Consider the following 13,553-nt stretch of genomic DNA (forward strand, 5'->3'; position numbering starts at 1 on the left):
ATGACTGAAGCACTCCACCGGACCACTCCTCTGCTGAGCATCGCTTCGATGCTGCTCATTAGCCTATTGACCCGTTGTGAAAGCCCAAAACCATCCGAACGACCACCCTTTGAAAAGCCAAAATTTATCATACAACTGGACAATACCCGGCTGCTGGTCAGCGAAGTGGCGCGGGATTTGGACCAGCCCTGGGAAGTTGCCTGGGGAGCGGATGATCATCTGTGGTTCACCGAAAAGAAAGGCAATGTCATGCGCATGAATCCCACCACCGGCCAGGTCAAGAAGGTGCTGAATATACCGGAAGTTTATGCCGGAGGAAATACGCCTGGCCTGCTAGGCCTGGCCCTGCACCCGGATTTTAACAATGAGCCCTATGTGTATATGCACTACAACTACCTTGACTCAGCCATGGTAAATGAGTTCGACCGCAGGGGAAACCCCAATTACGTAGGAGCCAGGCTGGTGCGGTACAAATATTCTTTTCAGGAAGATACCCTGATCAATCCTGAACCGATTTTGCCGAAAATACCGGCGCGTATGGCTCACAACGGATCCCGGCTCACGATAAGTGATGACAGCAAACTCTTTTTTGCCATAGGAGATGTGACCAATGACCGATATGCGCAGACAGCACTCGGCTTGCCGGGGAAAGTCCTCAGGATGAACCTCGATGGAAGCGTTCCGGACGACAACCCGATCCCCGGCAGTTATTTCTACTCGATGGGACATCGGAATCCTCAGGGTCTGGTGGCAGCCAATGGGAAAATTTATTCGTCCGAGCATGGTCCCAATAACGATGATGAGATAAACCTGATAGTGCCGGGAGGCAACTATGGATGGCCCTTTGTTGAAGGATATTGTGACAAAGAAAATGAAATGGCTTTCTGTGATTCAATAAGCGTCAACGAGCCCATCTACACTTGGACCCCCACCATTGCCCCTGCCGGTCTGGACTTTTACCATCACTCAGCCATTCCTGAATGGAAAAACCACCTCATGCTCACCACCCTGAAGGGAAGAGCCCTGTGGTTATTTGAACTGAATGACTCAGGAGAGAAAATTATCAACGAAAGAATTTATCTGCAGAAGCAGTTCGGTCGCTTGCGGGATTTGTGTGTATCTCCTGGCGGCGATGTTTATGTGATTACCAGCAACTCCGACTGGCACATACCCCGCTACGAATGGATGTATGACAACGTCCCTGAGGAAGGAAATGATCGGGTGCTGAAAATTTCGGTGCTCAGGAAACATGAAGAGGAAAGCTTTAACCACCTGACGGTCTTCACTGAAGCCAGTGAACCCATCCCGGTGTTTGTGCAGGATAACACGATCCCGGACATCACCGGAGCCCTCCCCTACCGGACCAACTGCGCATCCTGCCACTTGCCCGAAGGAGAAGGAATATCCAATTTCACACCACCGCTGCTGGAAACAGAGACCGTAGCTGACAAGACCAAACTGATAGAGACTACCCTTTTCGGCATGTCGGGAGAAATAGAAGTGAAAGGAAAAAAATACAATGACGTAATGCCAGGATTTGGCGCCAGTCTCAGCAATCAGGAATTGAAAGAAATACTAAACTATGTACGTACCAGCCTTAATAATTACAGCGATTCCATAAGCATTGCAGAAATTGAGAAGATAAGAAATAGCCGTACTTTCTGATACTTTCCTGACTATGAAAATAAAACATGAACTAAAATTTTATGACCTCAAATCAAAACTACGCAAGCTTTGGCGGCTCTCCCAGGATTCAGATTCGCAGCTCTTTGCTCCTAGATCGCTGGATGGTAAAAATGCCTTAAGGGTAGCGATTCCGGTCATTTTTTTCACCTTTTCCCTTTTCAGCGTAGAGAGTATGGCTCAATCAATTCCTGCAAATTCGGTCATACCGATAGAAAATTTAGCCGACTATTTGTCGGAGGATGCTCGAGATGAATTGAAAGAAACTGATAGTAAATCACTGGCTGAGTATTTCCGGGAAAAATTCTCAGAGCGATTTTTCTACGATTACCAAACCTTCTATGATCGGCTGTCCCATTACAACCGCGTCTTTAACAATCAGGAGGATCATAAAGAGAGGGCGTTAGACCATTTGGGCAAATACGCCGATTCGACCCAGTGGGTGCTCCCCTTTAATTACCTGACTGGAGATCCGGTGGATGCCTATGCCATCAGGCATCTGGCCCGACAGCATAAGATGGTGGATATTGCCCTTTACTATTTCAATGGGAAAAAAGACCCTGAGCTGATCAAGTATTTTGAAAACCAGCTGCGTTCGCTGAATGCCGCACTCCATGCGGAGAAGTATGAGACCATTGAAGATGGAAATGGAATTTACGAAGTGTTCAGGTCGGGCTATCGTATCCTAAACTGGCTTTGGATTCACAATATGTTTTTGAATGAAGCGGAGTACTCGGATGAAGATCAGCTGCTCACTATTGCCACCTTGCTTCAGCATGGTCAGCACCTCTACGAACGAAATGATCAGTTTCACTCCGGAAACCATCAGACCCGGGGGATGTCGGCGCTAGCCATGCTCGCCATTTTGTTTCGCGATTTTGAAGGAACAGCGCTGTGGCTGGAGCGGGCCATGCTCAGGCTCAGCGAACACCTGGACAAGGAAATTAATGATGACGGCTTTCAGTTCGAGCGATCGGTGCACTACCACATGAGCGACATCAATAACTATTTCTATGTCTACCAATTGGCCAAACTGAATGGAATTGAAATAGACAAGGCCTGGAAAGAAAAACTCAGAGGCCTTTTTACCACCCTGGTCAAGGTGGCTTACCCTGATCGATCAGCCCCCGTTCTTCAGGACGATACAGAAATACCCTGGGCCGAGCAAAATGACATATCGGGTGCGATGACACTGGGTTATCTGCTCTTTGAAGATCCGGAATTCGGATATTTCGCCACCAATAAGGTCGACGACCGGGTGTATTGGTTTTTGAGTAATGAGCAGGTAAAAATGCTCGAAAACATAGAGCGAAAAAGACCGTCTTACGGGTCGCTCGCCTTCACTGATACTCACTACTATATCATGCGAGAAGGTTGGGAAGCCGATGACAAAATGATGGTCATCTCAGCCGGTCTGGATGCCGAAAAACCCGACCATCAGCATGGGGACATGTTAGGGATTCAGGCCATGGCCCATGGGCATGCTATACTGCCCAACTACCAGGTACGCTACTCGCTCCAGGATTTTGATTTTTTCAAAAATTCCATGGTCAAGAATGTTGCCCTGGTGGATGATGAAGTACAGGGAAAGAAATGGACCTCCAACCAGGGAGGAAGTGGGTTTGGAAAGTTTGGAGAGTTGCCCAAGCCGGAAGTGCTTGCCTGGGAAGTCAATGACGATTTTGACCTGTTCGCCGGCCGACATGATGGATTTGAAAATGTGGGCGTGAAATATACCCGGCAGGTCATCTATGTGAAGAATGAATTTTGGATAGTGAAGGATGACTTCAAATCTGCTGAGGGGCACGACTACAAACAGGTATGGCAAGGCCATTACACTGACGAAAACGGACCCGATCTGTTAAGGGCAAGCGCAGCGGATGCCTGCGGTCATGACATCTTACAACTCAATAAAACCGATTCGGTGTTTAGTTCCGGCACCAGGGGCAAACAGTGGAGTGTAGTCTCCAAATTCAAGCAAAAGAACTTTAATTTTATTACCGCCATTTTCCCTTATCGTGGATATGACAAGCGGTTGGATGAAGATGCCAAAGAGATGACCATCAATGATTGGGAAGTAAACCAGTCGGAATGGGAAATAGGAGGAGGAAATTCCGTAAGCCTTGCATCTGATAGCGGAACCTTTCTATTCAATGTAAAGGCGCTGAAACGTCAAAACCTGACCATACAGTCATCAGAAGAAACGGATCTTTTTATAAAAACTCAGGACAAGCAACTTTTCATTCGTTTAATCGGCACCCAAAAACAAACGATTACTGTAATACCTGAAAGGAAAAGCATGAGGGTGAGCAGGGACTTAGAACCGGGACAGCTTTGGGTTGTGGACCTGTAAGAACGATCAAATAAATCAATATACTGAAATGCAAAACAACCTACTACTCACTATCACAATTCTGCTACTACTGTTTTCATGTAACAAAAAGTCAAATACGGAAAGCATTTACGTAAAGAACATTGATGAACTGAATCAGGCCATTAGCCAGGCAACTGCCGGTGATGAAATCGTTCTGGCCAATGGAGTGTGGCAGAACGTCCAGCTCAAATTTTTTGGTAGGGGTACTAAGGAAGAACCCATCACCCTTCGCGCCGAAACGCCGGGAGAGGTCTATATAGAAGGACAGTCATACCTGCATTTAGGAGGAGAACATCTGAATGTTAGTGGACTATACTTCCGAAATGGCTATACCCCCTCCAGTGGAATTATACGATTCAAGATAGGGGCAGACAGCGTGGCCAATCATTGTCGGGTAACCAGCTGTGTCATTGAAGATTTTACCCAGCCAAGTCGTTTGATGAGCGATAGATGGATTGAATTTTACGGCAGGCACAATCAAATGGACCACTGTTACATCGCCGGAAAATCAAATGATGGCAACACCTTAATGGTGTATCATGATGGTAATGAGAATATCAATAATCACCATCAAATTGTATACAATTATTTTGGTCCGCGCCCCAGAAAAGGTGGTCCCAGGGCAGAAACCGTACGCATAGGAAATCCGCAGATGACACCCGGTTATGTAAATGTTTCAAACAACTATTTTGAAGCGTGCAACGGGGAGGTTGAAATCATCTCTGATAAAGCTGATTACAATATTTTTAAGAACAATATTTTCTATAAGTGTGAAGGATCTCTGGTATTGAGGCATGCCAATTATGCCACCGTTGATGGTAATATTTTCATTGGTGGAGATGAATCCGATTTCTATGGCGGCATCAGGCTGGTGAACACCGGCCACTGGATTACCAATAATTATTTCTACAAAATAAAAGGAGAAGAATTCAGAAGTCCTTTAGCTGTGATGAACGGAATTCCTAATTCCATATTAAACAGATATAAACAAGTGACCGACGCGGTTATCGCCTACAATAGCTGGGTGGACTGTAAATCACCCTGGCAGATAGGCATTGGACAGAACAGGGAAAGTGTGAACGTGCTGCCTGCAAGTGAGATCCGCTCTTTAGCGCCTATACGAACTACCATAGCGAATAACCTGATATATAATACTCAAGAAGATTATGCGCCCATTGTGGACCATGATAGCATTAACGGCATACTGTTTAAGAATAATATCATTGACAATAATGGTAGTAAATATACAGCGTTTGACGTACTTCAAAACGAGCGGATAAAAATGAAGCAGGTCAACGAATGGTTGTATGTTCCCGAAGACGCGCAACACGAAATTATGGACGAGGTGTACGAAGGCTATGACTTCGGTAGAATACAGCAGGACCTCTTTGGTGCATCAAGAGCGGAAAAAAGCAGGGTTGGCGCCATCAAGCAGCTAGCGGACGCTGAAGCATTTCGCATCGACAAGGAACAGTACGGACCGCAATGGTTCTCCCCTGATAAAGCTGCCACTGAGCCTAACATGCTTACCGCTTCTTCGGCAGAAGGTGAACTGGCCAACATCATTGCTCAGGCCCATCCCGGAGATATTATTGAGCTGAGCGATGAGCTGTATACTATTGACTCTCCCCTCAAAATTGACAAGGAAATTAGCATCCGCGCTGCGGGAGAAAACAAAGTACAGCTGGTATACAGGGGTGAGGAAAATACACCCGCCTTTGAAATGAATCCCAAGGGAAGTATCAGATTGAAGAACCTTTCCATAAAAAGTGAGAACGGTCAGTTAGCCTTTGCTCCCCTGGAAGAAAATATGTCTTCGGCCTACAAGCTGTTCCTTGACCATTGTGTTGTTGAGGATTTTGCCTACGTGCTGAAAGCTTCCAAGGGGTCCTTTGCTGATTCCATCAGGGTCAGCAATACTACCATCCGCAACTGTGAAAATGGGATAGTACTGGCCGCGGACGAAAAGGGCGACTACAATGCTGAGATGGTCACATTTGACCAATGCGAGTTCATCAATGTAGGGCGCAATGTGGTTCATTTCTACCGGGGCGGATATGATGAATCCACCATTGGAGGGTATCTAACTCTGTCCAACAACAGCTTTACTGCTTGTGGTGAGCAGGAAGACAGTGGCATGTTGATCAAGACACCAGGCATTATTAACGTACACATTTTGGACAATACTTTCCGAAACAACCCGGTAGCGTTGGTAGCCTTATTATGGGGCGAAAAGAACAATAAACATTCGGGAAATCATATTTCAAACTCAGGCAAAATTGAGGTTCAGCAAAATATAAAACTGAAGTTATTGTATTGATAAAACATTATGAAAGTAAATTAAATGAGCCAAATTATGAATATATTACGGTTTTCAAGGAAGCTGATAGTTGTATTTAATTTTACCTTAGGAATAGTTGTAATGTCATGTACTTCAGACTCAAAATCGCCTGAAATTGTTGTTCAGAATTTGCAGATGCAAATACCATCGGGCTCGCAAACATTTACCGAAGAATTACTGGTAGATGAAATTGCCGACACTAAGATTGAACACCTGGCTTACGTTGGGCCAAACGAGCAAACCGTCACACTGTCGGACGGCTATGTTAGCATGTTTTTGTTTGTTAGCGGCCATGGAAGCATTTATGCTGACTCGGTAACGCACAAGCTCACGCCGGAATCCATCGCCATTCCCATGAATGAAATAAGCCGTGTGCAGTTTGAGGTTCCTGAAGGCGAAGAACTGCATTTCCTGCGGTTTACCAAAAAACTTTCGGCACAGGACCTTGAGGACTTAAAGAGTTTTCCGGAAGAGAACAAATACAAGCTCTTTTTTACCCGCTTTGAAGATTGCGAGCCCTATACCGAAAAAATTAAAAGTCCGAATACAATCAGCAGGACGGTGCTGCCCGCCGATATTGTCCCCCGCGTTTCGCTTGGAACAGTTGAAGCCATGGGCCCAGACGAAGTTGGAGCTCATGAGCATCCCATGCTTGATCAACTTTTCTTAGGCCTTTCTGATAATGATATAGTAGTACATGCCGATAATGCTTCAACCCAATTAAAGCAGTATGCATTGTTGCATATTCCTATTGGCTCTAGTCATTGGGTGAGTGTCGGTGAAAACAAAAAGATGAACTATATGTGGATGGACTTTTTCCTGACCAAAGAAGGGCAGGAATGGCTAAAGACACACAAGCCTGTGAGTAACGACAAAAGTGATTAACCGCAAGCTGGGGTTGCACAGTAAAATACTTGTAATTGTTCCGTTCTCAGCCTTTTTCCTGTAGTCATTCATGCGCGATACTTTTGGAAAATTTTGGGTGCCGGATGCGAATGGAGATGCTGATGAGAATTTCCAACAATGAGTTGATTTCAGGAATGGCGAACGGAGGGTGAATAACTCCCATTCATAATAACTATCATCCTTAGACAAAAGCTGGTCTGTATGGCTATTTGAAGCAGGCAGGATTGAATTTACTGTTCTGGGGACTCAAAAAGAATTGTAACAGTCTAGCTAAACGAATAATATAGCAGGTGTCCACCGCTCACCTTTTATTGGCTCGCTTCCATTCATCAAACTCTTGGCGGACTTCCTCGGAAGTCGGGGGATAAAGTCCAATAATGCCATGGCCTTTAAGCACTTTCCCGATCACGAATTCTTCGAACAAGGTCATTCTTACTGCTTCCTCGGTTACTTCTTCAACCAGATGTGCCGGGATAACCATTATTCCATCATCATCCCCTACAATTACATCTTTAGGAAATACTGCCACGTCACCACAGCCAATGGGGACATTAATGTCAATGGCCTGATGTAGCGTCAGATTTGTTGGGGCGGAGGGTCTATTGTGGTAAGCAGGTATATCCAACTGAGCGATTTCCGCGGAGTCCCTGAATCCCCCATCCGTGACAATCCCGGCTGCGCCACGCACCATTAAGCGGGAGACCAGTATAGACCCGGCAGAAGCGGCCCGGGGGTCCTTTCGACTATCTATAACCATAACAGCCCCGGGCGGACAAGTCTCTACCGCCACCCGCTGTGGATGCGCTGGATCCTGGAAAACCGAAATAGGGTTCAGGTCCTTCCGGGCGGGAATGTATCGAAGCGTGAAGGCCTCTCCCACCATGGTCGGTCTACCAGCAACCAGCGGTTGTACTCCCTGAATAAATTGATTTTTCAGTCCTAATTTGAAAAGGCAGGTGGCTATGGTGGCTGTGCTAACTGTCTTTAGCTGGTTTCTTATGGAATCAGTCATGTTATGAGCGCTGTGATCATCTGCTTCATGCATGATAATAACGGCAATAAAACTTGGATGACAAAGCTTGAGTCTTAAAAATAGCTAAAGCAGGCGTTGGTAACCCAAATAGACAGTACAGGCAAAACAGATGCTTTTGAAAGCCTGAAATAAAATAATGGGGAGTGCCTCCGTGGTAACGGCTACCGTGGTAACGGAATTTTATTTACCGTAGTAAGTTAACCCATTTTTAACGATCTTAGGGTGGGGCGGTATTCCGTTTTTGCAATGCGGACAAGCGATCGTGACACGCTGTTCATATCATGTAGATTTTGGCCATCATGGCACAACGAATCCAATAATACGGACTAGGCTTCCATTGCCGAACACAGAATCTTTTCGTCCTTATGTACTACACACTACCCACAAGCGATGGTCGAACAAAAAAAGACAAATTTGGTAAAAAAAGTGTTAACCTTCCTATTATCCTTCGGGCCCGGTATTTTTGCCATTGGCTATACCATTGGAACCGGCAGTGTCACTTCTATGATCGTAGCAGGTAATTCTTTTGGGATGGATCTGCTTTGGGTGCTATTTTTTAGTTGTCTTTTTTCGGGAGTATTAATTTACGTTTCCGGAAGTTATTACCTGACTACCGGAGAAACTGCCCTTTTCGCTGTTCGAAACCATTTGCCCTGGGGAAAATTCCTGGCCATCGCCATTATCATCACCGTGGGAATCGGTCAGTGGAATTCGCTGATAGGGATTTTAGGCATTACTTCCAATGTGATTTTCGAGATCCTGGCGATCAACTTCCCGAGACTGGCAAGTGAAAAGTATTTCGTAGTTCTCGGCCTGGCCATATTGGTCATAGGGATTTTCTATTTCCTTTTGATTAAGGGTAACTATTCCATGTTTGAAAAAGTACTTGCCCTTTTTGTTTCCTTAATGGGGCTGTCATTCGTTTTTACGCTCCTGTTTGTTTTTCCGCTACCCATGGAAATAATCCGGGGCTTGGTCCCTAAAATTCCGGAAGTAAAAGGAGCCGGCATTCTCATTGCCGCATTCGTAGGGACTACGATGGCAGCGGCTACCTTCGTATCACGCCCCTTGTTTATTCAGGGAAAAGGCTGGACTAAGGATGATCTTAATGTACAGAAAAACGATTCGATAGTGGCTGCATTTTTGATATTCACCATTAGCGGCTCAATCATGGCCGTTGCCAGCGGAAGTTTATATGGAAAAGGAAACGAAATAACTACCGTACTGGACATGTCGGGTGCATTGGAACCTTCCGTTGGAAAATTTGCCGTCAGCATATTTTTTGCCGGGACACTGAGTGCGGGACTTTCCTCTATCTTCCCTTGCCTGATGATTGTTCCTCTGATGCTGGGAGATTTTAACTCCGGTAAACTGGATGTAACTTCAAGTCGCTTCAAGCTGATCACGGGAGTGGCGAGTGTACTTGCTCTGAGCGTTCCTGTTTTTGGATTTAATCCCATTCAGGGTCAGATTTTCACGCAGGTGTTTAATGTTTTCGCACTGCCGCTGGTAGTCCTCAGTTTCCTGGTCCTTTGGAACCGAAAAAATGCCGGACTACCATCCAATCGCCTGCTTACCAATGTCGTGATGGTGGCGGCTTTCGCCTTCTCTTTAATCATCTTATGGAATGGGTTATCGGATATCTTCAACTGGTAAATGAATATGCATACTACACTCCTTTTATTTATCGAATGGTGGCATGAGTGATCAAAAATGTAGTTCTTCCCCCACCAAACACTATTATGATCAAGCTAATTTGTGTATTTTTCCTATTCGTACCGAGTTAGGTCCTGTGCGTTATGTCTCAAATGAAACAAGCCAGAGTGAAATTTAGACCTCTGTGTTTCTACTTAATATGCTATTCATTATGATAAGAATTAACCGTTTCGTGTTTGTACTATTCGTACTGGCTTTACTGGGAGGAGAAGGGTACGCGACTCATTTTATTCGGCTGGATTCAAGCCGCCTGGCCAGAGTCAAGCAGTCGCTTCAAAATGGCACCGCATCAGCAAGAACGCGCCTGGCTTATGAAGAACTGATAAAGGACGCGGATCACTTACTTACTATAGAAAACCCCAGCGTGGTGGACAAATCCATAGCTCCCCCCACAGGCGATAAACACGACTATCTGAGCATCAGTCGCTATTGGTGGCCAGACCCGGAAAGTCCGGACGGATTGCCCTGGATAAGGAAAGATGGAGAAACCAATCCGGATACGCAAACTGATGCAGTGGATAGAAAGAGGTTGAGTCTTATGACCAACGGAGTGCAGCGCCTGAGTCTTGCTTATTATTTTTCGGGCAATGAGCAGTATGCAAAGAAGGCTACCAATATGATCAAAACGTGGTTCCTTGACGATGACACTCGAATGAATCCACATCTGGAATTTGCACAAAGTGTTCCCGGCAATCCCAGGCGACGACCTTTCGGCATTCTGGATGGCAGATCCATCATTATGAATGTTCCGGACGCCATTGAGATTCTTTCCGATTCTCCGCACTGGACAAATTCTCACCATAGGAAAATGTCAAAATGGTTCAATGATTACCTGGCATGGTTGACCGAAAGTGATTTGGGTAAGCAGGGCATGGAGTTGGATAACAATCACGGTTCATGGTATAAATATCAGGTAGCAGCACTCGCACTATACTTAGGAAAAGAACCATTAGTGAGAAGGATGGTGGAAATGGCGCAGCAAAGTCTGGAGCAGCAACTGAATGAGCAAGGGGGACAGATCCATGAACTCGAACGCACGAGATCATTTTTCTATAGCTGCTTCAATCTTGAGGCATTAACCAGTATCGCTACTCTCGCCGATCAGGTTGGCATAAACATGTGGCATTTTACCACGAGTGAAGGAAAGAGTCTGAAATTAGCTATCAATTACCTAACGCCTGTTGTTAGCGGTGAAGATTGGCCTTATCCAAGCAAACAAGGGGTAAACTTGTCTTACTTGGTACCTCTTCTGATCCGCGTTCCTGAAAAAGAAACTTCAAATGAATTTGACCAGCTGTTGTTCAGCGCCATAAGCATACTTGAAGAACAGGAGCGTACAACTGGAGAAAAAAACGAAGTCCTTCAGGAATTGAGCTTACTAAAAGGCATCAATGATTGAATCCGAAATAAAGCGGTTGAGTTCTGGTATGATGATCATCGAGCCTGACAAAGATATTAAGTCGTTAAGGCATACGTTTCCGGTAGCCTCCACTTGGCGGGTCTATCCGTACCAGTAACTCTACTCAAAGGGAGTTGGGATATTGTTCCATACTCCTTCCCCTTTTATGTGTCAAAGCCTGCTATTTCCTTCATGGATTGGCTAATCCGCCCTTCCCCATTCAGTGAAGATGCCGGAAAACAGATTCCTTTGACCATATGTGCCGCATCCACCTCTTCAAAAGATAATGGAGAGATGCGCAGACAAGCTCTGTTATCAGCATAGAACACAGCGTCGGTCAAAAAAATTGGTCGGCAAAATAGTCCTTTTTGCCCCTACAATCTTCCCATACTTCTAGTATTGCCAACCCCTAACCTATCCTCCAGTACACTATACTAATCGGTAGAAATGAAATACCATAGCCCCATTGCGCTAGCGGCATCAAATCAAAATACTGATTTCAAATAGTATTTATCATTAACCCTTTTAAACAGTAAAAATCATGAAAATATCAGCATCATTCATCAATTTCAGCAAGAGAACACTACTCTTTTCCTTAATAATTATTGCCATATGTACAGGTATATCCTGGGGAAAGCCTTCCTTTTTTGAGAAAGGGCCGAAGGAAGAGATAAAATCGTACATTGAGACCAATGTGTTACCGGTAATACGGGGACAACGCCAGAAGTTGGAAGATGAATTAAGTGCCGAAGAAAAGCAGAAGCTTAGCACGTTGCGAGCGCAAATGCAAAAGTTGAAAGACCAACATAAAGAGGGATTCAGCAAAGCTTCAATGCGAGAGGAACCTACCAAAGAGGAATGGGAAGCGCAGAAATCCCTACGAGAGGAGAGAAAACAGCTCATGGATGAGCTCATGCCCATCGCAAAGCAGCATGAGTCTACAATCAATCAGCTAACTGCCGAGATCGAAGGGCAACAACTGCAGTGGAAGAGTGACATTCAAGCAATTGTTACCTTGCTAGAAGATGCAGATGAATCCAATTCTATCTTTTCTCCACCACGCAAAGCTTACGAGGAGTTGGTGTTTGGCCACCCCGCCCTTTTTCTACTGTTGGATCCTGATGCTACCCCTTCGGAAGGAAGCAGCCAGTCCCATCTGTACCCTAACCCAGTGAATGAGGCCAGTATTTTTGAATACCAACTAGCGAAAAAAGGACCGGTCATCATTTCATTATTTGATGCTGAAGGGATATCCGTTAAAACCTTAGTATACGAAATTCAGGACCCGGGAAATTACCGGATTTCTATGGAGAGTGATAAGCTGGCACCCGGCACTTATGAATATTCTTTCTCCACAGCTGAAAAGACTGAAACAGGCCATTTTATGAAGCTTTAGGGTCAGTATTTTTTAATATTTCTTACTCTTTAGGGATGTAAATGTTCCCAGGAGTAAGACCGATTTACTCATTAACTTACATTTGCTCATGTACAATATCATTAGTGAAATAGCCACCATCCGCTACGAAACCGAGTTGGAGGCAGTGGCCGTTGATTTCCAGGGAAAAGGTCATATTGAAAAGTACAAACAGGCCTTAGAGCTTGCGCTCTTATTAGCGATCAACCAAAATACCAACAAATGGCTTTTCATAAAAAATGATTTCTCTGACCTGAATACGGATCAATTCCTGTTATTTATCAATGCCTCTTATCAGCGCTTCTACCGCCTTTTGCCAGCATGCAAATTTGCGGTGTATAGCAAACCTCAGGCATTTGAAAAGTTGCTTGTAAAATATGCCTGTCTCAACAAGAAAGAGGAAGATTTGAACCTGGGATTTTTCAAAAGTAAAACCAACGCTTATCTCTATTTATCGGAAACATCCTCTACCGGCACCTACAGTTACCTACAAGTATCGCCGGAGGGGTATGTCGATGCAGAGCCTGAGAAAAACCATATGAACGATAGAGAAAAAGCCGCTATTCTTCGGTAAAATAAGGGTGTTAGTCTAGTACACTGGACAAAGAATTCGTAAGCCTTTACTTTTATAAGCCATCTTTTAACTATAATTGATGAACCAATAAAATTAGTGTTCGCCCTGAAGAA

General features: G+C 44.9%; 10 protein-coding genes. 9 read left to right on the forward strand and 1 reads right to left on the reverse strand.

What is annotated here, in order from left to right; all coding sequences use genetic code 11:
- The 4 genes from OKW21_RS21980 (at position 1) to OKW21_RS21995 (ending at position 7,283) form a co-directional block, all read left to right on the forward strand.
- Positions 1 to 1,665, forward strand: coding sequence for a PQQ-dependent sugar dehydrogenase (locus OKW21_RS21980; RefSeq protein WP_277483505.1), 1,665 nt, complete (start codon positions 1 to 3; stop codon positions 1,663 to 1,665).
- 13 nt (positions 1,666 to 1,678) lie between these two features.
- Positions 1,679 to 4,036 carry a heparinase II/III family protein gene (locus OKW21_RS21985; RefSeq protein ID WP_277483507.1) on the forward strand — a complete coding sequence of 786 codons (2,358 nt, stop codon included), beginning with the start codon at positions 1,679 to 1,681 and terminating at the stop codon, positions 4,034 to 4,036.
- Positions 4,037 to 4,064: 28 nt separating this feature from the next.
- Positions 4,065 to 6,377: a chondroitinase-B domain-containing protein gene (locus tag OKW21_RS21990; RefSeq protein WP_277483508.1), complete on the forward strand. Its 2,313-nt coding sequence runs from the start codon at positions 4,065 to 4,067 to the stop codon at positions 6,375 to 6,377.
- A 156-nt stretch (positions 6,378 to 6,533) separates the two neighbouring features.
- Positions 6,534 to 7,283, forward strand: coding sequence for a hypothetical protein (locus OKW21_RS21995; protein ID WP_277483510.1), 750 nt, complete (start codon positions 6,534 to 6,536; stop codon positions 7,281 to 7,283).
- A 322-nt stretch (positions 7,284 to 7,605) separates the two neighbouring features.
- Here the strand turns inward: OKW21_RS21995 and OKW21_RS22000 are convergent, their stop codons facing one another.
- The gene (locus tag OKW21_RS22000; RefSeq protein WP_338130080.1) at positions 7,606 to 8,349 is read right to left on the reverse strand and encodes a ribonuclease activity regulator RraA; all 744 of its coding nucleotides are present in this window, start codon (positions 8,347 to 8,349) and stop codon (positions 7,606 to 7,608) included.
- 378 nt (positions 8,350 to 8,727) lie between these two features.
- Here OKW21_RS22000 and OKW21_RS22005 point away from each other — a divergent pair, with 378 nt between their 5' ends.
- The 5 genes from OKW21_RS22005 (at position 8,728) to OKW21_RS22025 (ending at position 13,440) form a co-directional block, all read left to right on the forward strand.
- Positions 8,728 to 9,993 carry an NRAMP family divalent metal transporter gene (locus OKW21_RS22005; protein WP_277483513.1) on the forward strand — a complete coding sequence of 422 codons (1,266 nt, stop codon included), beginning with the start codon at positions 8,728 to 8,730 and terminating at the stop codon, positions 9,991 to 9,993.
- Positions 9,994 to 10,204: 211 nt separating this feature from the next.
- Positions 10,205 to 11,452 carry an alginate lyase family protein gene (locus OKW21_RS22010; protein WP_277483516.1) on the forward strand — a complete coding sequence of 416 codons (1,248 nt, stop codon included), beginning with the start codon at positions 10,205 to 10,207 and terminating at the stop codon, positions 11,450 to 11,452.
- Positions 11,453 to 11,644: 192 nt separating this feature from the next.
- Positions 11,645 to 11,776, forward strand: coding sequence for a hypothetical protein (locus OKW21_RS22015; protein ID WP_277483519.1), 132 nt, complete (start codon positions 11,645 to 11,647; stop codon positions 11,774 to 11,776).
- A gap of 217 nt (positions 11,777 to 11,993) precedes the next feature.
- Positions 11,994 to 12,848, forward strand: coding sequence for a hypothetical protein (locus OKW21_RS22020; RefSeq protein ID WP_277483520.1), 855 nt, complete (start codon positions 11,994 to 11,996; stop codon positions 12,846 to 12,848).
- An 88-nt stretch (positions 12,849 to 12,936) separates the two neighbouring features.
- Complete coding sequence (locus tag OKW21_RS22025; protein ID WP_277483522.1) at positions 12,937 to 13,440, forward strand: hypothetical protein; 504 nt, start codon at positions 12,937 to 12,939, stop codon at positions 13,438 to 13,440.
- The last annotated feature ends 113 nt before the right edge of the window (positions 13,441 to 13,553 follow it).

The organism is Catalinimonas alkaloidigena, from assembly GCF_029504655.1.
Lineage (GTDB): Bacteria > Bacteroidota > Bacteroidia > Cytophagales > Cyclobacteriaceae > Catalinimonas > Catalinimonas alkaloidigena.

What these genes read in the sequence shown, in the direction of transcription:
- OKW21_RS21980 (WP_277483505.1), top strand. Translation starts at nt 1, where the DNA reads ATGACTGAAGCACTCCACCGGACCACTCCTCTGCTGAGCATCGCTTCG.
- OKW21_RS21985 (WP_277483507.1), top strand. Translation starts at nt 1,679, where the DNA reads ATGAAAATAAAACATGAACTAAAATTTTATGACCTCAAATCAAAACTA.
- OKW21_RS21990 (WP_277483508.1), top strand. Translation starts at nt 4,065, where the DNA reads ATGCAAAACAACCTACTACTCACTATCACAATTCTGCTACTACTGTTT.
- OKW21_RS21995 (WP_277483510.1), top strand. Translation starts at nt 6,534, where the DNA reads ATGCAAATACCATCGGGCTCGCAAACATTTACCGAAGAATTACTGGTA.
- OKW21_RS22000 (WP_338130080.1), bottom strand. Translation starts at nt 8,349, where the DNA reads ATGCATGAAGCAGATGATCACAGCGCTCATAACATGACTGATTCCATA.
- OKW21_RS22005 (WP_277483513.1), top strand. Translation starts at nt 8,728, where the DNA reads ATGGTCGAACAAAAAAAGACAAATTTGGTAAAAAAAGTGTTAACCTTC.
- OKW21_RS22010 (WP_277483516.1), top strand. Translation starts at nt 10,205, where the DNA reads ATGATAAGAATTAACCGTTTCGTGTTTGTACTATTCGTACTGGCTTTA.
- OKW21_RS22015 (WP_277483519.1), top strand. Translation starts at nt 11,645, where the DNA reads ATGGATTGGCTAATCCGCCCTTCCCCATTCAGTGAAGATGCCGGAAAA.
- OKW21_RS22020 (WP_277483520.1), top strand. Translation starts at nt 11,994, where the DNA reads ATGAAAATATCAGCATCATTCATCAATTTCAGCAAGAGAACACTACTC.
- OKW21_RS22025 (WP_277483522.1), top strand. Translation starts at nt 12,937, where the DNA reads ATGTACAATATCATTAGTGAAATAGCCACCATCCGCTACGAAACCGAG.